The organism is Pseudomonas sp. BIGb0176 (genome assembly GCF_024810175.1).
Lineage (GTDB): Bacteria > Pseudomonadota > Gammaproteobacteria > Pseudomonadales > Pseudomonadaceae > Aquipseudomonas > Aquipseudomonas protegens.
In genome coordinates, this window is sequence record NZ_JANUEC010000001.1 from 747,342 (window position 1) to 768,442 (window position 21,101).

13 protein-coding genes are annotated in these 21,101 nt (G+C 69.3%); 11 read left to right on the forward strand and 2 right to left on the reverse strand.

Annotation, left to right across the window (positions count from 1 at the left end):
• Positions 1-122: 122 nt before the first annotated feature.
• Complete coding sequence (locus M2395_RS03095; protein WP_041752319.1) at positions 123-1,025, reverse strand: AraC family transcriptional regulator; 903 nt, start codon at positions 1,023-1,025, stop codon at positions 123-125.
• 12 nt (positions 1,026-1,037) lie between these two features.
• Between M2395_RS03095 and M2395_RS03100 the strand changes: the two genes are divergently transcribed.
• The 11 genes from M2395_RS03100 (at position 1,038) to M2395_RS03150 (ending at position 19,928) form a co-directional block, all read left to right on the forward strand.
• Complete coding sequence (locus M2395_RS03100; protein ID WP_148057353.1) at positions 1,038-1,319, forward strand: hypothetical protein; 282 nt, start codon at positions 1,038-1,040, stop codon at positions 1,317-1,319.
• An 81-nt stretch (positions 1,320-1,400) separates the two neighbouring features.
• Positions 1,401-3,068: a (2,3-dihydroxybenzoyl)adenylate synthase gene (locus tag M2395_RS03105; RefSeq protein ID WP_015635964.1), complete on the forward strand. Its 1,668-nt coding sequence runs from the start codon at positions 1,401-1,403 to the stop codon at positions 3,066-3,068.
• A complete protein-coding gene (locus tag M2395_RS03110; RefSeq protein ID WP_185057773.1) occupies positions 3,061-4,806 on the forward strand; it encodes an ABC transporter ATP-binding protein in 1,746 nt (581 codons plus the stop codon). The genes M2395_RS03105 and M2395_RS03110 overlap by 8 nt, the downstream gene beginning before the upstream one ends.
• Positions 4,803-6,569 (forward strand): ABC transporter ATP-binding protein, encoded by a 1,767-nt coding sequence (locus M2395_RS03115; RefSeq protein WP_123430596.1) that lies wholly within the window; start codon positions 4,803-4,805, stop codon positions 6,567-6,569. The genes M2395_RS03110 and M2395_RS03115 overlap by 4 nt, the downstream gene beginning before the upstream one ends.
• The gene (locus M2395_RS03120; protein ID WP_123430597.1) at positions 6,559-10,029 is read left to right on the forward strand and encodes a non-ribosomal peptide synthetase; all 3,471 of its coding nucleotides are present in this window, start codon (positions 6,559-6,561) and stop codon (positions 10,027-10,029) included. The genes M2395_RS03115 and M2395_RS03120 overlap by 11 nt, the downstream gene beginning before the upstream one ends.
• On the forward strand, positions 10,026-15,449 hold the full coding sequence (locus M2395_RS03125; protein ID WP_123430598.1) for a non-ribosomal peptide synthetase: 5,424 nt from the start codon (positions 10,026-10,028) through the stop codon (positions 15,447-15,449). The genes M2395_RS03120 and M2395_RS03125 overlap by 4 nt, the downstream gene beginning before the upstream one ends.
• A gap of 11 nt (positions 15,450-15,460) precedes the next feature.
• The gene (locus M2395_RS03130; protein WP_041118721.1) at positions 15,461-16,561 is read left to right on the forward strand and encodes a saccharopine dehydrogenase NADP-binding domain-containing protein; all 1,101 of its coding nucleotides are present in this window, start codon (positions 15,461-15,463) and stop codon (positions 16,559-16,561) included.
• Positions 16,558-17,337 carry a thioesterase II family protein gene (locus M2395_RS03135; protein WP_041118719.1) on the forward strand — a complete coding sequence of 260 codons (780 nt, stop codon included), beginning with the start codon at positions 16,558-16,560 and terminating at the stop codon, positions 17,335-17,337. The genes M2395_RS03130 and M2395_RS03135 overlap by 4 nt, the downstream gene beginning before the upstream one ends.
• 23 nt (positions 17,338-17,360) lie before the next feature.
• Complete coding sequence (locus M2395_RS03140; RefSeq protein ID WP_169891321.1) at positions 17,361-17,684, forward strand: isochorismate lyase; 324 nt, start codon at positions 17,361-17,363, stop codon at positions 17,682-17,684.
• A complete protein-coding gene (locus tag M2395_RS03145) occupies positions 17,677-19,101 on the forward strand; it encodes an isochorismate synthase (RefSeq protein ID WP_123430600.1) in 1,425 nt (474 codons plus the stop codon). Before M2395_RS03140 ends, M2395_RS03145 begins: the two co-directional genes overlap by 8 nt.
• Before the next feature lie 356 nt (positions 19,102-19,457).
• Positions 19,458-19,928 (forward strand): Imm30 family immunity protein, encoded by a 471-nt coding sequence (locus M2395_RS03150; RefSeq protein ID WP_123430601.1) that lies wholly within the window; start codon positions 19,458-19,460, stop codon positions 19,926-19,928.
• A 76-nt stretch (positions 19,929-20,004) separates the two neighbouring features.
• On the opposite strand, the gene M2395_RS03155 is transcribed toward M2395_RS03150, so the two are convergent.
• Positions 20,005-20,946, reverse strand: a complete 942-nt coding sequence (locus M2395_RS03155) for an alpha/beta hydrolase (RefSeq protein ID WP_123430602.1) — start codon at positions 20,944-20,946, stop codon at positions 20,005-20,007.
• Between the last annotated feature and the right edge of the window lie 155 nt (positions 20,947-21,101).

Genomic DNA, 21,101 nt, shown 5'->3' on the forward strand with positions numbered 1-21,101 from the left:
TTGGGTTGCGGGCTAAAACTTTGGCTTGAGCGACCATTTCTTTCGTTTGCGGTACGGCGCGGGGAGGGCGCCCGGATCACCAGGCGCAGCTTTGGATGGAGCAGGCTCGAGCAGGAGCGGGCTCAACGCAAGGACTTGGGCGACACCCCGAAGCGCTTGCGAAAGGCCGTGGAGAAATGCGCCGGGCTGTAGCCGACCCGATAAGCCGCGCTGGAGACATTGGTCTCGCCACTGGCGAGCAAGCGATAGGCCGCGCCCAGGCGCTGCTCCTGCAGGTAGGCATAGACGCTGGTGCCAAACACCTGACGGAAACCGGCGGTGAGCTTGCGCGGGTTCAGGCCCACCTGGCGCGACAGCTCCGACAGCGAAGGCGAATCCTGCAATGAGTTGAGCAGCAGGTCACGGGCGGCATGGATGCGCTCGATGTCCGCCGAGCTGCATGGGCTGTCCTGCAGTGGCCTGGATTCGGCCTGGGCGAGAATCCCCTCGACCCCCAGGGCGGTGAGTTCCAGGGCCTTGCCACCCAGGTAGAAGGAGCGGGTCGGGCCCTGCAGCGGGCAGGTGAAGATCTGTTGCGCCAGGGCCAGCAGCGGTTTGCTCGCCGGCTGGCAGAACAGCATCGGGCCGCCGCCGCGCTGATCGAGCAGGCGCTCGGGTTCCAGGCCGACATTGCGGATCGAGGGGAAGTCCAGCTGCACCGTGGTGTAGCGCACCGGCACGCCGCTGGCGAACAGGTGGTCGCCGCAGTGCTCGCCCTGGTTGGCCACGGCGCACAGGGTCGGCCCGCGGATCTCCACTTCGGGCTGGCCTTCGACCCGGCAATTGAGCTGGCCGCTGAGCACCAGGATGATTTTCAGGCCTTCCCAGAGCGGCTCCTGCATCCACATCTGGCTGTCCATCAGCACGGTCCCGGTGGAGAGGGTGACCTCCGGGACTACAGCGGCCGACCCGGTGTGCTGCGGGTTGGGAAAGTGCAGGGTGGAATCCCTTTTGACAGGCTGCGGCGCAGCGTTGGGGCTGAGCATGGCGAACTCCCTGTGGACCTGAAAAGAGGCCATACGCTAGCAGGAAATTGCCTTTCTGTAATTAAGAATGATTATCCTTTAGCCTTCGAGCACCGTCCTGCCGCGCTCTTTCCGGGGCGCGCCGCGCAATCAAAAGAAAAAGCCGCGCAAACGAATGTCCTGCCGATTGCCGGGTCCGGCAAATTGCCTATTAATAATCACTCTCATTTCCAGGCACGGCAGCCTCCCATGGACGACCCCTTGCTCGACAGCGCCGCAGGACCGCCGGCGACTCTTCATTCCCGCCACCCCTGACGGCGGATTCCCAGCTCATTCCAGGGGCCTGATCTCTCAGGTCCGGGGCCGCTTTTTGCGTAAAAAACATCAGGAGACAGCATGTCCACTTTCGATGACCTCAAGGATTGCCCCTCTTGGCCCGAAGACTTCGCCCAGCGCTACCGCCAGGCCGGCTACTGGCGCGACGAAACCTTTGGCGACCTGCTGCGCAGCGCCGCCCAGGCCTTTGCCGAGCGTGAAGCACTGACCGAGGGCGAGCAGCACCTGAGCTACCGGCAACTGGACCTGCGGGTCGACCAACTGGCCGCCGGCCTGTACCGGCTGGGGCTGCGGGCCGGCGACAACGTGGTGCTGCAACTGCCCAACAGTGCGGCCTTCGTCGAAGTCTGCTTTGCCCTTTACCGCCTCGGGGTGCGGCCGATCTTCGCGCTGCCGGCCCACCGGCACCTGGAAATCGGCCGCTTCTGCGAGTTCGCCCAGGCCCGGGCCTACTTCTGCGCCGACCGGGACGCCAGCTTCGACTATCGGGCCATGGCCCGCGACCTCAAGGACCGCAACCCGCAGCTGGAGTGGGTGGTAGTCGCCGGCGAGGCCGAGGAATTCACGGCCTTGCACAGCCTGTATGAGCCGGCGCCTGCGCGCACCTTCCTGCCCCCCAGCGCCGACGCGGTGGCCTGTTTCCAGCTCTCCGGCGGCTCCACCGGGGTGCCCAAGCTGATCCCGCGCCGGCACCACGAATACCTCTACAACCTGCGGGCCAGTGCCGAGCGCTGTGGCCTGTCCGAGGCCAGCGTGTACCTGGTGGCGCTGCCCATGGCGCACAACTTTCCCATGTGCTGCCCAGGGTTCATCGGCACCTTTTCGGTGGGCGGGCGGGTGGTGCTGAGCCCCTCGCCGAGCCCGGAAGTCTGCTTCGAACTGATCGAGCGCCAGGGGGTGACCCACACCGCGCTGGTGCCGCCCCTGGCCCTGGTCTGGCTGGAAGCGGCCCAGGCCCGTGGGCGTGGCCTGGCGCCGTTGCAACTGCTGCAAGTGGGCGGCGCCAAACTCAGCTACGAGGCCGCAAGGCGCATCGAACCGGTGCTCGGCTGCCGCCTGCAGCAGGTGTTCGGCATGGCCGAGGGGCTGATCTGCTACACCGACCCCGAGGACCCGCCACAGCGGGTGCTGCACACCCAGGGCCGGCCGCTGTCGCCGGCGGACGAAATTCGTGTGGTGGACGAGCATGAGCAACCGGTGCCGGTGGGGCAGGTGGGGCAGTTGCTGACCCGCGGCCCCTACACCATCCGCGGTTACTACCGTTACCCCGAGCACAACGCCCAGGCCTTCACGGCCGATGGTTTCTACCGCACCGGCGACCGGGTCATGCTCACCGCCGACGGCTACCTGATGGTGGAAGGGCGCGACAAGGACCTGATCAACCGCGGGGGCGAAAAGATCGCTGCCGAAGAAGTGGAAAACCTGCTGCTCAGCCACCCGGCGGTGGCCGACATCGCCCTGGTGGCGATGCCTGATGCCTTCCTGGGCGAACGCACCTGCGCCTTCGTCATCCCCCGCGGCACCGCGCCCCGGGCCCCGGAACTGCTGCGTCACCTAAGGGCCCAGGGCCTGGCGGCGTTCAAGCTGCCGGACCGCTTCGAGTTCATCCCGGCCTTCCCCCAGACCGGGGTCGGCAAGGTCAGCCGCAAGCACCTGCGCGAGGCGATCCAGGCCCTGTACTTCGGCGCCCAGGCCGAACCCCTGGAGGGAAGTGGCGCCCGTGGCTGAACGACAAGGACTTTGCGACCTGTTGCACCCGGTGCGCGGGCGCCTGCTGGCGGCCATGCTGCTGCAGGCCCTGGCGGCGCTGGTGGGGCTGTTGCCGTTCATTGCCGTGGCCGAACTGGCGCCGCTGCTGCTCGCCGGCGAGCTGGATGCGCAGCGTGCGCAGTTCTGGCTGCTGGCCGGCGCCGCCGCCTTGCTCCTGCGCCTGCTGGGGCTGGCGGCGGCATTGCAGATCACCCACCTGGCCGACAGCGACCTGCAACGCCAGTTGCGCCAGCGCATCGCCGCGCACCTGGCACGGGTGCCTCTGGCCTGGTTCGGCCAGCAGCGGGAGACCGCCGAACGGGCCTTGCTGGATGATGTCGGCGCCCTGCACCAGTTGGTGGCGCACCTGCCCAACAACCTGGTGGCGGCGCTGGTGGTGCCCCTGGCCAGCCTGGTCTACCTGCTCACGGTGAGCCTGCCCATGACCCTGGTGGTGCTGCTGCCGCCATTGCTGGCGCTGTGGCGCTTGCGGGTCATGCGCACCCCGGCCTATCAGGCCGAGCGCCAGCGCCTGGGGGCGGCCCTGGGCGACCTGTCCACCGCGACCCTGAACTTTGTGCAGAGCATCGCCATGGTCAAGTCGTTCGGCCGTGCCGAGCGGGTGCAGGCGGATTTCGTCAGCGCGGTGCAGGGTTTCGGGCGTTTTTTCTCCCAGTGGGTGGAGCGCTGGGCGGGCCTGGGGGCGAGTGTCGAGGTGCTGCTGTCGCCCTTGCTGGTGCTGGCCCTGGTGCTGGTGGCCGGGGTGGCGCTGACGGCGGCCGGCTGGCTGCACCCGGTGCAACTGTTGCCGTTCGCCCTGCTTGGCCCGGCCCTGGCGGCGCCGGTGGCGGCATTGGGGCATGGCGCCGATTCCCTGGTCCAGGGCCGGGCGGCGGCGCAGCGCATCAGCACCGTGCTGAGTACCCCGGTGCAGGCGCAGCCGGCATTTTCCCGGGAGCCCGAGGGGCATCAGGTGATCTTTGATGAAGTGGCTTTCAGCTACCCCGACGGCACCCAGGTGCTGCACGGCATCGACCTGTGCCTGCAACCGGGGACCCTGACCGCCCTGGTGGGGGATTCGGGCGCTGGCAAGTCGACCCTGGCCACCTTGCTGGCGCGCTTTGCCGACGTCAGCGCCGGGGCCATCCGCATCGGCGGCGTCGACCTGCGGGACATGGACAGCGCGACTCTCTATCGCCAGGTGGCCTTTGTCTTCCAGGACGTGCGCCTGCTGCGCAGCAGCGTTCTGGACAACCTGCGCCTGGGGCGTCCCGAGGCCACGCTGGCGGAGGTCGAGGAGGCGGCCCGGGCGGCGCAGATCCACAGTCGTATCGCCGCCTTGCCCCAGGGTTATCACACCCAGCTGGGCAGTGGCGTGCAGCTCTCCGGTGGTGAAGTGCAGCGCCTGGGCATTGCCCGGGCGATGCTCAGCCAGGCACCGATCCTGGTGCTGGACGAAGCCACCGCTGCCAGCGACCCGGAGTCCGAAGCGGCGATCCAGCAGGCGTTGTCGCGGCTGGCGGCGGGGCGCACGGTGCTGGTGATCGCCCATCGCCTGAGCAGTATCCAGGATGCCGACCAGATTGCCGTGCTGCAGGCCGGGCGACTGGTGGAATGCGGCCGGCACCAGGCCCTGCTGGAGCAGCAGGGGGTGTATGCCGGGCTGTGGGCGGCGCAGCAGTTCTGCGCCGTGGAAACGGCGGGGGAGCAGGCATGATTGGCGCACTGTTACGCAGTTTGCAGCCGGCCGAAGCCAGCCTGCTGCGCCGGGCCTTGCTGGCCATGGCCGCCAGTGCCCTGGCCCAGGGCGCGGCGCTGGCCCTGTTGCCCATGGCCTTTGCCAGCCTGTTCGATGCCGCTGCCGGGCAGGCGCCGTGGCGATGGGCCGGGGCCTTTGCCGGTTTCGCGCTGCTGTGCCTGGGGTTGCGCCGGCATGCGCAACTGGCGGGCTACCGCGCGGGCGCCGCGGCGGCCCAGTCGTTGAACCTGCGCATCGGCGAACAACTGGTGCGCCTGCCCCTGGAGTGGTTCGTCGAGCGCCGCAGCGCCGAGCTCAATCGGCTGGTGACCCACACCGTACTGCAGATCATGAGCACCCCGGCGCACCTGTTGCAGCCCATGGCCAACGCCTTGCTGACGCCCCTGGCGCTGCTTGTGGCGCTGTTCTTCTATGACCGCACCATGGCCCTGGCGGCCTTGGCCAGCGTGCCCCTGCTGCTGGTGTTCTACCACTGGGGCGTACGCTGGGGCGGCCAGGCCGAAAGCCGCAGTGAGGCGGCGGCCAACGAGGCGGCGGCGCGGGTCCTGGAGTTCCTGCGCCAGCAGCCGCTGCTGCGTGCCAGTGGCCGCACCGGCGAAGGCTTCAGCCTGCTCACCGAGGCCTTGCAGCAACAGCGCCGGGCCCAGCGTCGGGCCCACTGGCGGACTTTTCCGGCGGCCCTGGGGCTGGCGGTGGTACTCCAGGCCGGCTACACCGCGATGCTGCTGTGCGGCCTGTATGCAGTGCTCGGTGGCAGCCTGGGAGTGGCCCAGTACCTGGCGCTGGCGGTGCTCGCCACCTGTCTGGTGGAGCCCATGGGCACCCTGGTCAACCTCGGCACGACCTTGCGCCAGACCCGCCATGGCCTGAACCGTTTGCGCCACTTGTTGCGCCTGCCGGCGCTGCCGGAGCCGAGCCTGCCCGAGGAACCCCGGGGGCATCAGGTGCAGGTGCGCGACCTGGGGCTGGTGCGCCAGGAGCAGGTGATCCTGCAGGGCATCAGCTTCGAGCTGGCGCCGGCCTCGCTGAACCTGCTGGTGGGCGCCTCCGGCTCCGGCAAATCGAGCCTGCTGCGCCTGCTGGCGCGGTTCAGCGATGTCGATAGCGGCGCCATTTTGTTGGGTGGTGTCGACCTGCGCCAACTGTCCGCCGCGCAGCGCGATCGTTCCATCGCCCTGATGTTCCAGGACTGTCCGCCGCTGGCTGCGAGCCTGCTGGACAACCTGCGCCTGGGCGGCCCCGAGGCCAGCGACAGCCAACTGATGGACGCCGCCCGCGCCACCGGCCTGGACCTTGTGGCCCAGCGCCTGCCCCAGGGCTGGCAGACCCGGGTCGGCGAGGGCGGCGTCAGCCTCTCCGGGGGCGAGCGCCAGTGCCTGGCCCTGGCCCGGGTGCTGCTCAAGGACGCCAGCCTGATCCTGCTGGACGAACCCACCGCGGCCCTCGATGCCATCAGCGAGGCCCGGGTCAACCGTTGCCTGCTGCAACTGGCGCGCAAGCACACGGTGCTGCTGGTGACTCACAAACCGACCCTGGCCCCCAGCGCCGGACAGATTCTCCTGCTGGAGCAGGGCCACCTGGCCCAGCGCGGTACCCACGCCCAACTGATGGCGGCCCCGGGCCGTTATCGCGAGCTGTTCCACGAGCGCGAGGCGATCAACCGCTGGCGCCTGCGCCAACCCCCTTCCGTACCCCAAAGGAACGTCCACCATGACCGATAACCCAGCACTGGCACGCGCTCATCCAGCGCACGCCAGCCTGAGTCATTCACCCCAAGGACTCTGCGAAGGCATTGCCCGGCTGCTCGGCTACAGCGCCGAGGATCTTGAACCCCAGGCCTCCCTGATCGAGCAGGGGCTCGACTCGGTGAGCATCATGCGCCTGCCGGCGCTGCTGGCCGCCGAAGGCGTGGCCCTGAGCTTCGCCGAACTGATCCAGCAACCGACCCTGGACGCCTGGTGGGCGCTGATCGAGGCTCGTCGTGGCCTCGCGGCGCCGCGCCTGCAGGCTGTGGCCAGCGCTCCTGCCAACAGCGATTTCGCCCTGACCCCACTGCAACAGGCCTACTGGTTCGGCCGCGATCCGGGCATGCCCCTGGGCGGCGTCGGCTGCCACCTGTACCAGGAACTGGACGGCCATGGCCTGGAGCCCCAGCGCCTGGAGCAGGCCCTGCGCCGCCTGTGCCAGCGCCATCCGATGCTGCGGGCGTGCTTTATCAGCGACACCTGCCAGCGCATCCTGCCCCAGAGCCCCTGGCCCGGGCTGACCGTCCACGACCTGCGCCAGGCTTCCTGCGTCGGGGCTGCCGAGGCCCTGGAACAGATCCGCGAAAACCTCTCGCACCGGTGCCTGGAGGTCAGCCGCGGGCAGGTATTCGATGTGCAGTTGAGCCTGCTGCCCGAAGGTCGTAGCCGCCTGCACCTGAACATCGACCTGCTGGTGGCTGACGTGCTCAGCATTGGCATCCTGCTGCGCGACCTGGCGCTGATCCATGCCGGCCAGGAGCACAGCCTGCCGACCCTGGACTGGAACTTCGCCGACTACCTGCGGGCCGAACAGGCGGCGCGCGTGCCACTGCTGGCGGCGGCCCGGGAGTATTGGCTGGAGCGCCTGGAAGAGCTGCCGGACGGCCCGCAACTGCCCCTGGCCCAGGAACCGCAGAACGCCGGCACTGCGCGTTTTCGCCGCCTGGCCATGCGTCTGGACCAGGGGCAGTTGCAGGCCCTGGAGCAGCGCGCCCGGCAGCACGGGCTGACCCTGGCCAGCGTGCTGGCCTGCGCCTATGCCCAGGTGCTGGGGCGCTGGAGCGCCAGCCAGCATTTCCTGCTCAACGTGCCGCTGTTCAATCGCCAGGAACTGCACCCGTGCGTGCCTCATCTGCTGGCGGACTTTTCCAACCTGGTGCTGCTGGAGGTCGACCAGCGCCAGCCCGCGCCCTTCAGCCAGCAGGCCCTGGCGTTGCAGGCTCAATTGCACCGCGACATCGCCAACAGCGCCTGGCCCGGGGTCGAGGTGCTGCGCGAGCGGGCGCGGCTGCGCCAGGGCGGTGGCCAGGGCGCGCCGGTGGTGTTCGCCTGCAACCTGGGCCCGGCCTTTGTCGACGCCACCTGCCGCGAGCAACTGGGCGAACCGGGCTGGGCGCTGTCGCAGACGCCCCAGGTCTGGCTCGACCACCAGAGCTACCCGCTGGCCGACGGCCTGCTGCTGAACTGGGACGCGGTGGACGCGCTGTTCCCCGAAGGCCTGCTGGACGAGATGTTCGACGCCTACCGCGCCTTGCTGTTGTGGCTGTGCGCCAACGACTGGCAGCAGGTGGCGCCCTTGCCGCTGCCGGCGGCGCAACAGCAGCGCCGCCAGCAGGTCAATGCCACCGCACACGCGACCCCGGCGCAGCTGTTGCACCAGGGCTTTTTCCAGCAGGCGCGCCTGAACCCCGAGGCCGTGGCGCTGATCTGCGAGCAGGGCAGCCTGAGCTACGCCGAGCTCGCCCGGCAGGCCCTGCAACTGGCCGGGGCCTTGGGCGAGTGGGGCGTGCAGCCGGGTGACGCGGTGGCGATCACCTTGCCCAAGGGCCGCGACCAGGTGGTCGCGGTGCTGGGGACCCTTGCCGCCGGGGCGGTCTATGTGCCGGTGGGCATCGAGCAGCCGCCGGCGCGCCGCGACATGATCTACCAGCGCGCCGGGGCGCGGGTGGTGATCACCGATCAGGCCCACCGCGAGGGCGGTATCTGGCTCGCCGAACTGCGGGTGGTGACCCTGGCCCAGGCGCTGGTCGCACCGGCGCTGGGGCAACCCCTGGAGATGGCGGCGGATGCCCTGGCCTACGTGATCTTCACCTCGGGCACCACCGGCGAACCCAAGGGCGTGGAACTGTCCCATTGGGCGGCGATGAACACCGTCACCGCGATCAACCGGCGCTACCAGGTGAGCGCCGAGGATCGGGTGCTGGGGGTCTCGGCCCTGGATTTCGACCTGTCGGTGTACGACCTGTTCGGCCTGCTGAGTGTCGGCGGCGCCCTGGTACTGCCGGCGGACGGGCTGCGCAAGGAGCCCCGGGAATGGCTGCGGCTGATCCGCGAGCAGCGGGTGAGTGTGTGGAACTCGGTGCCGGCGCTGCTGGACATGCTGACCCTGCAAGTGCGCGACGACGGCGGCCTGGGAGCCTTGCGCCTGGCTATGGTCTCCGGTGACTGGGTCGGCCTCGACCTGCCACGGCGCCTGGAGCGGGCGGCGGGCCACCGCGTGCCGTTCGTGGCCCTGGGCGGCGCCACCGAGGCGGCGATCTGGTCCAACTACCAGGACGTGGCGCAGGTGCCCGGGCACTGGCGTTCGATCCCCTACGGGCGGCCCCTGGACAACCAGTGCTTCCGGGTGGTGGACAGCCAGGGCCGGGACTGCCCGGACTGGGTGCCCGGCGAGCTGTGGATCGGCGGTGCCGGGGTGGCCGCCGGCTATCGCGGCCTGCCGACCCTCAGCGCCCAGCGCTTTGTCGAGCACGAGGGCCGGCGCTGGTATCGCACCGGCGACCAGGGCCGCTACTGGGCCGACGCCAGCCTGGAGTTTCTCGGGCGCCTGGACCATCAGGTCAAGGTCCGCGGCTTTCGCATCGAGCTGGCAGAAATCGATGTGGCCCTGGAGCGCCACCCGGCCATCGACCGCGCGCTGAGCCTGGTGCTGCCCGGCAGCGAAGCGCAGCTGGCGGCGGTGCTGCTGGCCCGGGAGCCGCTGCCCGAGCCCCAGGCCCTGCGCCAGTGGCTGGGGCAATGGCTGCCCGAACACATGCTTCCGGACCTCTGGCTGAGCCTGCCGGAACTGCCCCTGAGCACTAACGGCAAGGTCGATCGCGCGGCTTTGCTGTGGCTGCTGCAGGAGCAGCGCCGGGGCATCCAGCCGCAGAGTGCCGAGCCGCCGCAAGGGGAATGGGAAGAGGCCGTGGCCGCGCTCTGGCAGGAGCTGCTGGAGGTGCCGCAGGTGGGCCGGCACCAGGGCTTTTTTGCCCTGGGCGGCAACAGCCTGCTGGCGGCCCGGTTGATCGAACGCATCGCCCGGCAGTTCCAGCTGGAACTGTCGCTCAAGGATTTTTTCAACGCGGCCACCGTGGCCCTGCAGGGGCAGTTGCTTGCCTCGCGCCGGGAACAGCGGCCCGTCAATCAGAACGCAATGGTGGAGGGCGTGTTATGACGCTGCAGCAACTGCAACAGGATCTGCAACAACTGGGTGTGGAGCTCTGGGAAGAACAGGGCCGCTTGCGCTATCGGGCCCCGGCCGGGGTCATGGACGAGGCGCGCCTGCAACAGCTGCGCGAACACAAGGAGGCGCTGCTGCAAGAGCTGCAAGCGGCGCAGATGCCGACCCTGGAGGCCGACCATTCGGCCCGGGAAGAACCCTTCCCGCTGACCGACGTGCAGGCCGCCTACCTGCTGGGCCGCACCACGGCTTTCAGCTACGGCGGCGTGGCCTGCCACGGCTACCTGGAGTTCGCCCAGAAGGACCTGGACCCGGTGCGCCTGGAGCAGGCCTGGAACCAGTTGATCGCGCGTCACGAGATGCTGCGGGCCGTGGTCCTGGAGGAGGGCTACCAGCGCATCCTGCCCCAGGTGCCGCATTACTCCATCGCCCGCCACGACCTGAGCCGGGACGACGGCAGCGCCTTGCAGGCCTTGCGCGAGCGCATGGAATTGCGCCGTGCACCGCCCCAGCAATGGCCGCTGATCGAGCTGTGCGTGAGCCAGGGCCGCGACACCTCGCGCTTGCACCTGTCAGTGGACCTCTTGGTGTGCGACTACCAGAGCGTGCGCATGCTGCTGGCCGAACTGCAGCAGCTGTACCGCGGCGAGAGCCTGCCGGCGCCGGCGCAGATCAGCTTTCGCGACTATGTGCTGGGTGAGCGCCGCCTGCGCGAGCAGCCGCGCTACCAGCGTGATCGCGACTACTGGTGGGCGCGGGTCGACAGCCTGCCGGGTGCGCCGGAACTGCCATTGCTGGGGCCGCCCAGCGGGCCGCGCTTCCAGCGCCGGGCCATGGGCCTGGAGGCCCGGGACTGCAATGCCTTGCGCCTGAACGCGGCGGCGGCCGGGGTCGGTGTGTCGGCGGCAATCCTCTCGGCCTATGCCGAAACCCTGGGCCGCTGGAGCCGGCGCGGGCACTTCTGCCTGAGCCTGACCCTGCTCAATCGCCTGTCTCTGCACCCCCAGGTGGATCGCCTGGTGGGGGACTTCAGCTCGGTGGAACTGCTGGAAGTGCAGACCCTGCAAGGCGGCAGCTTCGGCCAGCGCAGCCAGCAGCTGCAGGAGCGCCTGTGGCAGGACATGGACCATCGCCTGTGTTCGGGCATCGAAGTGCTGCGCGAGCTGGCGCGGCGCAAGGGCCAGGACGCGGCGCTGATGCCCTACGCCTTCACCAGCACCCTGGGGGCCGGCGGCGAGAGCGGCGGCGGGGCCTTCATGCCCGGTGCCGAGCTGGTGTTCGGCATCAGCCAGACGCCCCAGGTGCTGATCGACTGCCAGGTCAGCGAGCGTGACGACGGCTTGGCGATCAACTGGGACATCCGCGAAGGGGTGTTCAGCGAGATCCTGCTGGATGCGCTGTTCGACACCTTCGAACGCCTGCTCAAGCGCCTGGCCCGGGAGCCCTCGGCCTGGACCCTGGATGACTGCCTGGAGTTGCCGGCGGCCCAGCGCCTGCAGCGCGAGCTGGTGAACCAGACTGCCGCGCCTTTGCCCTCCGGCCTGCTGCATGAGCCGTTCTGGCGCCAGGCCGCGGCTGCTCCCGAGCGTGTGGCGCTGATCCAGGGCGCCGCGCAACTGAGCTACGGCGAACTGGCCGGGCGCGCCGAAGCCGTGGCCGAAGCCTTGCTCGACGCCGGCTGCCAGCCTGGAGAGCGGGTCGCGGTGTGCATGGACAAGGGCCTGGAACAGGTGATCGCGGTGCTCGGCATCCTGCGGGCCGGGGCCGCCTACCTGCCCCTGGACACCAACCAGCCCGAGGCCCGGCGCCAGTTGATCCTGGACAACGCCGAGGTCGCCCGGGTGCTCAGCCAGTCCTGGCTGAGCGACAGTCTGTGCTGGCCGGCGCGGGTGACCCAGGTGATCGCGGTGGACCAGGGCCCGCGGGCGGCACAACGGGCGTTGCCGAGCCTGGACATCGACCCGCAGCAACTGGCCTACGTGATCTACACCTCGGGCTCCACCGGGGTGCCCAAGGGCGTGATGATCAACCATCAGGCGGCCCTCAATACCATCGTCGACATCAACCAGCGCTTTGCCATCGAGGCCCAAGACCGGGTACTGGCCCTGGCCAGCCTGGGCTTCGATCTGTCGGTGTACGACATCTTCGGCCTGCTGGCCGTGGGCGGCGCGCTGGTGCTGCCGGACCCGCAACGCCGCGCCGACCCTTCGCATTGGGCCGAGTGCGTCCGGGAACACGGGGTGACCCTGTGGAACTCGGTGCCGGCGCAATTGCAGATGCTCACCCACTACCTGCAGGCCGTGCCATCCATGGCCCCCGGTTCCCTGCGCCTGGCGCTGCTGTCTGGAGACTGGATCCCCCTGAACCTGCCGGCGGAGGCCGCCCAGCTACTGCCCGGGCTGCGGCTGATCAGCCTCGGCGGCGCCACCGAAGCGGCGATCTGGTCGATCTACTATCCGATTACCCAGGTCAACCCCCAGTGGTGCAGCATTCCCTACGGCATGCCCCTGGCCAATCAGCGCTTCATGGTGCTCGACGAGCAGGGCCGGGATCGCCCGCAAGGGGTGGCCGGCGAGCTGTACATCGCCGGTAGCGGTCTGGCCCTGGGTTACCTGGGGGATGCCGAGAAAACCGCCGAGCGCTTTGTCGACCATCCGCGCAGCGGCGAGCGCCTGTACCGCACCGGCGACCTGGGGCGCTACCTGGACGACGGCCTGATCGAGTTCCTCGGCCGCGAAGATTTCCAGGTCAAGGTCCGTGGCCACCGCATTGAACTGGCGGAGGTGGAAAGCGCGCTGCTCAGCCATCCCCATGTGGAGTCCGCGGTGGTGGTGGCAGCGGGCGAGGGTGCCTTCGAGCGGCACTTGCAAGCCTGCCTGCGGGCCAGCCTGCGGGACACGCCGATCGCCTGGCCGGCGCAGTTGCAGGCGCGCACCCAGGCGGCGGCCGAAGCCGTGCGCGGCGGCTTGAGCGATGCCCTGGTGAGCGAGATGTCGGCCTGTGTCGAGCGCGCCGCACTGCTGTCCATGGGCCTGGCCCTGCAACGCCCCGGCTTGTTCGAGAGCGCCGGGCAGAGCCATGCCCTGGACGAGATTGTCGCGGCTTGTGAGGTGGCGCCGCGCAACCAGCGCTTGATCCGCCGTTGGCTGCAAGCCCTGGCCCGGGAAGGCCTGGTGCACCGGGACCTGCACACCGGGTGTTATTCGGGCCTGCAGGTATCGGCCGAGGAATACCGCCAGCAATGGCAGCGCATCGATGCCCTGGAACCGTCCGTGGGCTGGGGCGCCGAAGTGCTGCGCTACCTGCGCGAAAGCCAGGAGCAACTGCCGGCGCTGATGAGCGACCAACTGGACCCGCTGCACCTGCTGTTTCCCCAGGGCCGCACCGACACCGCCGAAGGCGCCTACCGCAAGAACCTGATCAGCCAGTACCTGAACCAGGCGGTGTGCGCCGCGGTGCAGGAGATCATCCGCCAGCGTCCGGCCGGCCAGCGCCTGCGCCTGCTGGAAATCGGCGCCGGGGTCGGCGGCACCAGCGCCGACCTGATCCCGGCCCTGGACGGGCTGGCGGTGGACTACCAGTTCACCGACCTGTCGCAGTTCTTTCTCAACGAGGCCCGGGAACATTTCGCCGCTTACCCCTGGGTCAGCTACGGGCTGTTCGACCTCAACCAGGACCATTGGGCCCAGGGCGTGGCCGCCAACTCCCTGGACGTGATCCTCTGCGCCAACGTGCTGCACAACTCGCGGCACGCCAGCCGGGTGCTGGCGCGGCTGCGGGAGATGCTGGCCCCGGGCGGCTGGCTGATCTTCATCGAGGCCACTCGCGACACCTACCAGATCATGGCGTCCATGGAGTTCAAGGAGGGCCTCACCGCCTTCGAGGATTTCCGGGCCGAACTGGATACCACCTTCATCCGCCGCGAGCAGTGGCAGCAGTTGCTGCTGGAGGCCGGAGGCGAGACCCCGCTGTGCCTGCCCGGGGCCGATGACGCCATGTCGCAGATCGGCCAGCACCTGTTCATCACCCGCTTCAAGAGCGAGCGCCAGGCCCTGGAGCCCGAGCAGATGCGGGCCCATCTGGCCCGGCACCTGCCGGAGTACATGATCCCGAGCCACTGGCAGATCCTCGATGAAATGCCCCTGACCGCCAACGGCAAGGTCGACCGCCAGGCCCTGGCGCGGATCGGCGTGGCCGGCCCCGAGCAGCAGGCCAGCAGCGGCGCGGCGCCCGTGGATGAGCTGGAACGCAGCATTGCCGAAGTCTGGCAGACCCTGTTGCGGGTGCCGGCGGTGGGCCGTGACCAGGGCTTCTTCGAGCTTGGCGGCGACTCGCTGCTGGTGGCCCAGGTGGTGGGCCGCCTGCGTGAAGCCTTGCCCCAGGCCCGGCAGTTGCCCTGGAGTGACCTGCTGCGCCAGTTGATCAACCAGCCCACGGTGGCGGCCCTGGCCGATTACCTGCGAGGCCAGGGCGTGGAGGGCTATTCGCCGCTGGTGCGCATCAGCGACAAGGCCCAGGGCCCGACGCGGATCTTCGTCCACGACGGCAGCGGCACCCTGGCGCCGTACCGCGCGCTGTTTGCCGCCCTGGGGGAAGAAGCGCCCCTGGAAGGGCTGGTGCTCAACGATGTGCCGGCCTACCTGGCCCTGGAGCCGGCCACGGCGATCCGCCAGTTGGCCGAGCGTTATGCCGACACTCTGCAGGCCGAAGGCCGGCGCCAGGTGAGCATCGTCGGCTACTGCCTGGGCGGGCTGCTGGCCACCGAGCTGGCGGCGTGCCTGGCGGCGCGCTCCATCGAGGTGCTGCAACTGAGCGTGATCAGCAGCTACCGGGTGCCGTTCATGATCGAGGACGACCTCTTGGCCGAGTACGTGTTCGCCCGGGTGATGCAGGCCGATCCGCTGGCCCTGGGTTACCCCGAGGATGAACAGGCCATGGAACGCACCATCGCCCGGGTGCTGGCGCAGACTCCGGGGCGCGTGCCCCAGGGTTCGCTGCTGGCCTTGAGCGAGGATGCCCAGTGCGCCCCGGCCCTGGCCTGCCTGCGGCGTCTGGCACACAAGACCCCGGAGCAGCGCCTGCAGGCCATTGCCGAGGCCATGCGCCACGCCGGTTCGCAACTGAGCGACCTGCACTGGCTGCGCGAGCAGTTGCAGGTATTGCGCCACAGCCTGGCCGCGGTAGCCCTGCACGAGGCCACGCCGTACCAGGGCGACATGCTGTTCATTCGCCAGAGCGGCGAGGTGCAGGTGCTGCCCGGCATGCACCGTGACATGAGCGCCTACTGGCAGGCCCTGTGCCTGGGTGAGCTGCGGGTAGTGGATGTGCCCGGGGATCATTTCAGTTGCATGCAGCAGCCCCAGGTGCAAGCCGTGGCCCAGGCCTTCGATGCACCCACCGAGGTGGCGGCATGAGGGCAGGGGTGATGGGGTTGGTCGGCGCTTACGGCAGCGTCGGCCGTCAGGTCGCGCAGTTGCTGGCCGGCAAGGTGGCACTGCGCCTGGGTGGACGCGATCCGCGGCAGGCCGAGCAACTGAACCAGCAGTTGGGGGCGCGCGCCGAGGTGCGCGCCCTGGACCTGTGGGAGCCACAGAGCCTGGCGGACTTCTGCGCTGGTTGTTCGCTGGTGATCAACTGCGCCGGGCCCAGCTACCGGATTCTCGATCGGGTGGCCCGGGCCGCCCTGGCCGCAGGCGCCGACTACCTGGATGTGGGGGGCGACGATCCACTCCATGAGCGGCTGGTGGGACAGTTGCCGGCGGGGCGCCGGGTGCTGTTGTCGGCGGGCATGCTGCCGGGGCTCTCGGGGCTGTTTCCGCAACTGCTGGCGCAGTCCTTCCAGCGGGTCGATGCCTTGCGCTGCTATGCCGGTGGGCTGGGGCGCTTGTCCGCCACGGCTGCCGAGGATTTCCTGCTGAGCCTGGGCAACGGCTTCGGCCAGGCCCAGTGCGGCTGGTGCGAAGGGCAGGTGGTGCGCAGCACGGCAAGTGCCGAACAGGCATTGCAACGCGACTGGCTGCCACCGGCCGGGGTGCAGGCCTACCCGTACCTGAGCACCGAGCAGCAGCGCCTGTTCGGTGATGTACCGGTGCGCCACGGTCAGGGTTTCAACCTGTTCGAGGGCGGCCAACTGGCGGCGGCCCTGCAACGTATCCAGGGCTCGGCGCCAGAGGCGCGGAGCAGCGCGCAGAACATCGCTGCGCTGGTGCAGGCCAGCGCCCTGGATGTGGCCGGGCGCCGGCCCTATCAACTGCTGGCAGTGGAAATCGACGGCCTGCGCGAGGGCCGCCAGCAGCAGGCCAGCGCCTGGCTGCGGGCCAGCGACGGCTCGCGCCTGACCGGCAGCGTCGCAGCCTTCTGTGCACTGCAGTGGGCGCATCTGCCTGAGGGGCTGCACTACGCCGCCCAGGTGCTGGACGCGACGGCCTGCCTGGAACAACTGCTGCGCTGGCTGCCGGATACCCGGGTGCACCTGCCCGACTTCGCCGCTGTGGCGCTGGCCGAGCCAGAGGAGGGCGTGCTGTGAGAAAGGTTCCCAGTGCCTGGCTGCGTCGTTATCCGCAGCCGCAACCGCCGCGCTGCCGCCTGGTGTGCCTGCCCCATGCCGGTGGCAGTGCGAGCTTTTTCAACGACTGGCGTGGCCAGTTGCCGGCGGATGTCGAGCTGGTCAGCGTGCAGTACCCGGGGCGCGAAGAGCGCCTGAGCGAAAGCTGGCCCGGCAGCCTGGAGTGGATGGCGGGCACTATCACCCGGGCCCTGTCGGACCTGGTGGACCGGCCCCTGGTGCTGTTCGGCCACAGCATGGGCGCGGCCCTGGCCTATGAGGTGGCGGCGCGCATGCAGCAGCAGGGCTCGGCGCCACAACGGTTGATCGTGTCCGCGCACCCCGCGCCCCATCGCCAGCGCAGCGGCGAACTGCACCTGGGCCCGGACGAGGACCTGCTGGCGGATGTGCGGCGCCTGTCGGACGGTGCGTCGTCGCCCCTGGATGACCCGGCGCTGCGCGACCTGTACCTGCCGGCGCTGCGCAACGACTACCGGCTGATCGAGTGCTACCGCGGTGCGCCCGGCCGCGCCCTGGACCTGCCCCTGAGCGTGTGCCTGGGGGCCCGGGACACCGAGGTGGACCAGGACGAAGCCTATGCCTGGGCCGAGGTCAGCGCCCAGGTCACCGACTTCCAGGCCTTCCCCGGCGGGCACTTCTACCTGCGCGAGCAACAGGCCGAACTGCTGCGCCACCTGACCCGGCTGCTGGCGGGCCTCGGCGAGCAGCCGTGGCAGTGCTGGCCCTCGACCCCATGAATTTTCCCTTGGTAGACCCCGACATGAAGACACCCGAGCAGTGCAGCGGCCTGGACGACGTCCGCTGCGGTATCGACGCCATGGACCAGCAGATCATCCAGGCCCTGGGCCGGCGCCTGGCCTACGTCAAGGCGGCGGCGCAGTTCAAGCCGACCGAGGACAGCATTGCCGCCCCGGAGCGGGTTGCGGCGATGCTCCCGCAACGTCGGCAATGGGCCGAGCAGGCGAGCCTGGACCCGATGTTCGCGGTGCCGCTGTTTGCCCAGATCATCCACTGGAACATTGCCCAGCAAGTGCGCCACTGGCGCCGTCAGCACGGGCTGGATCAAGGAGCCCAAGATGAGTGAATCCTGCCTGTCCGGCTTGACCCGGGCCCTGCGCAAGGGCGAATCCCTGGCCCGACGCAGAGGTCGGGCGGTGCTGGTGGTGTACAGCCTGGCCGCCGAGCGCCTGGAGCCGCTGCGGCTGTTTGCCGCCAACCGCCAGGTGTTCGGCCAGAGCCTGTTCTGGTCCAGCGACCAGGGCGCCCTGGCCCTGGCCGGGTTCGGCTGCACCGAAGAAATCAGCCCGCCGGCCGCCGAGCGTTTTGCCGCCAGTACCCAGGCCTGGCGCCAGTTGCTGCTGCAGGCCCATCAGGTAGGGCCCAAGCGGGCCTACCTGTGCGGCGGCTTTGCCTTCGACCCCCAGGGCCCGCGCAGTGCCCAGTGGCAGTCGTTCGCCGCCACGTCTCTGGTGCTGCCGCGGATCCTGCTGCTGCGCGAAGGCGAGCAGCAGCACTGGCTGTTCAGCCTGTGGGTCGAGCCCGGCGCCGACGTGGCCCAGTGCGCCGGTGCCCTGGAGGCGGAGTGGGCCCTGTTGCAGGCGCGCTATACCCACGCCCCCTTGGCACAGATGCCCGTTGGCACCCAGGCCGAGGATGACACCCAGGCCGCCGGCCGCTGGCAGGACTGCGTGGCCCGAGCCATCGCGCGGATCCAGGGCGGCGAGCTGAGCAAGGTAGTACTGGCCCGGGAAGTCTGCCTGCGGGCGAGCCGCAGCATTCCTTGCGGGCCGCTGCTGGAAAACCTCAGGGCGGCCTATCCCCAGGCCTTCCTGTTCGCCTTCAGCCGTGGCGACAGCTGCTTTCTCGGCGCCACGCCGGAACGCCTGGTACGCCTGGCCCGCGGCACCCTCAACACCGTGGCACTGGCCGGCACCTGCGCGCGCGGCCAGCATGAGCAGCAGGACGCGGAACTGGGCCAGGCCCTGATGGACAGCGCCAAGGACCGCCATGAACACGCCCTGGTGGTGCAGACCCTGCGCGAAGCCCTGCAGCCCTACTGCGCGATGCTGGAGATTCCCCCGCAGCCGCAACTGCACCGCCTGGCCCACGTCCAGCACCTGCTGACCCCGGTGCTGGGGCGGTTGCGGCCCCAGGTCGATCTGCTGCAAGTGGTGGATGCCCTGCACCCGACCCCGGCGGTGGGCGGCCTGCCTCGGGGCAAGGCCCTGGGCTATATCCGCGAGCATGAGCAACTGGACCGTGGCTGGTACGCCGCCCCGGTGGGCTGGCTGAACGCCGAGGGCGATGGCGAGTTTGCCGTGGCCCTGCGCTCGGCCTTGATTCGCGGCAACCAGGCGCACCTGTTTGCCGGCTGCGGCATCGTCGGCGAGTCGGACCCTGCGAGCGAATACCAGGAAACCTGCCTGAAGTTGCGCACCATCGGCGAAGCCCTGCGCCCGCCACCGGCCGCCACCTACGAAAAGCTCGGCCTCTCCCTGTAGGAGCCGGCTTGCCGGCGAACCGCGCAGCGGCCAGTTGGCGCGGTTCGTGGCGAAGGAATGCGACGCTCTTGCGGGCCTCTTCACTGGCAAGCCAGCTCCTACGGATGAGCGGGTGTGCACCCGTAGGAGCCGGCTTGCCGGCGAGCCGCGCAGCGGCCAGTTGGCGCGGTTCATGGCGAAGGAATGCACCAGGGCGTTGATGGCCTGACCGGAGCCCTTGCCCGCCAGGCTCAGGCGCGGCGGTACGTAGTCGTCCTTCAGGCCATGGACCACCCGCAGCGGCATGCCGATTTCGCGGATGGTGTCGATGGCGTATCGTTGCGCCTCCCTCCCTTCGAGCTCCCTGGCGAGTACCCATGAAATTCGACGCGTTGACCGACATCCTGCTAAAGCTCGAAAACGCCTTCAACGACCCTGGCGAGAACCTTGTGCGGCGCATCGACGCCTGCATCGCCGAGGTGGCCCAGTTGGCCGACCCGGCCAGCATTGGCCCGCTGTTGTCGTTGCTCGACGATGAGGCCGAATATGACGAGGTGATGTTTTCGCTGATTCACGCCGCCGAGCATTTCGATGATGCTGTGTATGTGCCGGCGTTGCTGGCGGCGCTGCCCGGCTTGCAGGGACACAGCCCGAGGTGGGCGCAGACGCTTTTCATGCGGGTGCTCAACAGCGAGCCCGCGCGCCTGGAGATGGTCCGTGCCTTGCGCGAAGCGGCGCCTGCGGTCAAGGCGGCGGCCCTGGAGTTGGCCGATTCGATCAATCAGCAGTCTCCGGCATTCCTGGCCAAGACCGTGGTGGTCATGGTGGTGGCTCAGCCGGCTGCGTGAGGGACGTCTAGGGACAGGTTTTTTGCAGGTGCCGCGGGCCCATTCGCTGGCAAGCCAGCTCCTATACAAGCCAGCTTCAGCTGGTGGGGGCGGCGGTGGGGGGCGGGCCGGCGAATTTTTGGCCGGGCTTGGCCCGCAGCAGGGCGTTGATGGCCTGGCCGTAGCCCTTGCCCGCCAGGCTCATGCTGTTGTTGTGGGTGCCGCCGGGCACCAGCAGCAGTTTCTTCGGCTCCAGGGCGGCCTGGAACAATTCCTTGCTCAGGCGCGGCGGCACGTAGTCGTCCTTCAGGCCGTGCACCACCAGCAGCGGCATGCCGATCTCGCGGATCTTGTCGATGGAGTCGAACTTCTGCGACATCACCCAGCGCACCGGCAGGGAGGTCTTGGTCACCGCCGCGGCAGCGTCGGCCAGGGTAGTGAAGGTGGATTCGACGATCAGCCCGCGAGCGGCGGTCGGCGCCTTGGCGCTGGCGGCCTGGCGCCCCAGTTCGGCGGCCAGGTCGATGGCCACCGCGCCACCCAGGGAATGGCCGTAGATCAGGCGCTTGCTGGCGTCGGGCTGCAAGACCTTGAGCCGCTCCCAGGCGATGCGCGCGTCTTCATACACGCTGCTTTCCGAGGGCAGGTCGCCGTGGCTCTGGCCAAAGCCGCGGTAGTCGATGGCCAGCACCGAGTAACCCAGGGCGTGCAGCTGCTCGATGCGAAACAGCTGGCCAGTGAGGTTCCAGCGGACCCCGTGCAGGTAGAGGATCGCCGGGGCATCGGCGCGTTGTGCCGGCCACCACCAGGCGTGGATGTTCTGCCCGGCCTTGAAGCTTTTCGGCTTGAGTTCGAATTCCTGCACCGTGCTCGGCAGGCCGCGATACCAGCCGGCGGTGCCGGGCTCGATGCGAAACACCAGTTGGCGTTCCTTGTGTTCGAGCACCGCGCAGCTCACCGGCAGGCCGACCACCAGCGCGGCCATGCACAGCAGGGAAAACCAGCGACGGCGCAGGCGCTGGGGCAGGGTTGGGGACATGGAAGGCTTCACCGCAGGACAGTCGAAAACGCGTTTTAACAGATGTGCCGCGACGGCTGCAGGAATTTCGGCGCAACGGTCGGCGGCAAGGGTTAGCAAATGCTACAGAGAGGGGCGGCAAGCGCCGTGGCCACCCGCTGCCGGGGCGGGCCACG

Excerpts from the sequence above, each read along its gene's own strand:
- M2395_RS03145 (WP_123430600.1), top strand. The coding sequence starts at position 17,677 with ATGAGTGAATCCTGCCTGTCCGGCTTGACCCGGGCCCTGCGCAAGGGC.
- M2395_RS03120 (WP_123430597.1), top strand. The coding sequence starts at position 6,559 with ATGACCGATAACCCAGCACTGGCACGCGCTCATCCAGCGCACGCCAGC.
- M2395_RS03150 (WP_123430601.1), top strand. The coding sequence starts at position 19,458 with ATGAAATTCGACGCGTTGACCGACATCCTGCTAAAGCTCGAAAACGCC.
- M2395_RS03125 (WP_123430598.1), top strand. The coding sequence starts at position 10,026 with ATGACGCTGCAGCAACTGCAACAGGATCTGCAACAACTGGGTGTGGAG.
- M2395_RS03130 (WP_041118721.1), top strand. The coding sequence starts at position 15,461 with ATGGGGTTGGTCGGCGCTTACGGCAGCGTCGGCCGTCAGGTCGCGCAG.
- M2395_RS03140 (WP_169891321.1), top strand. The coding sequence starts at position 17,361 with ATGAAGACACCCGAGCAGTGCAGCGGCCTGGACGACGTCCGCTGCGGT.
- M2395_RS03095 (WP_041752319.1), bottom strand. The coding sequence starts at position 1,025 with ATGCTCAGCCCCAACGCTGCGCCGCAGCCTGTCAAAAGGGATTCCACC.
- M2395_RS03115 (WP_123430596.1), top strand. The coding sequence starts at position 4,803 with ATGATTGGCGCACTGTTACGCAGTTTGCAGCCGGCCGAAGCCAGCCTG.
- M2395_RS03105 (WP_015635964.1), top strand. The coding sequence starts at position 1,401 with ATGTCCACTTTCGATGACCTCAAGGATTGCCCCTCTTGGCCCGAAGAC.
- M2395_RS03155 (WP_123430602.1), bottom strand. The coding sequence starts at position 20,946 with ATGTCCCCAACCCTGCCCCAGCGCCTGCGCCGTCGCTGGTTTTCCCTG.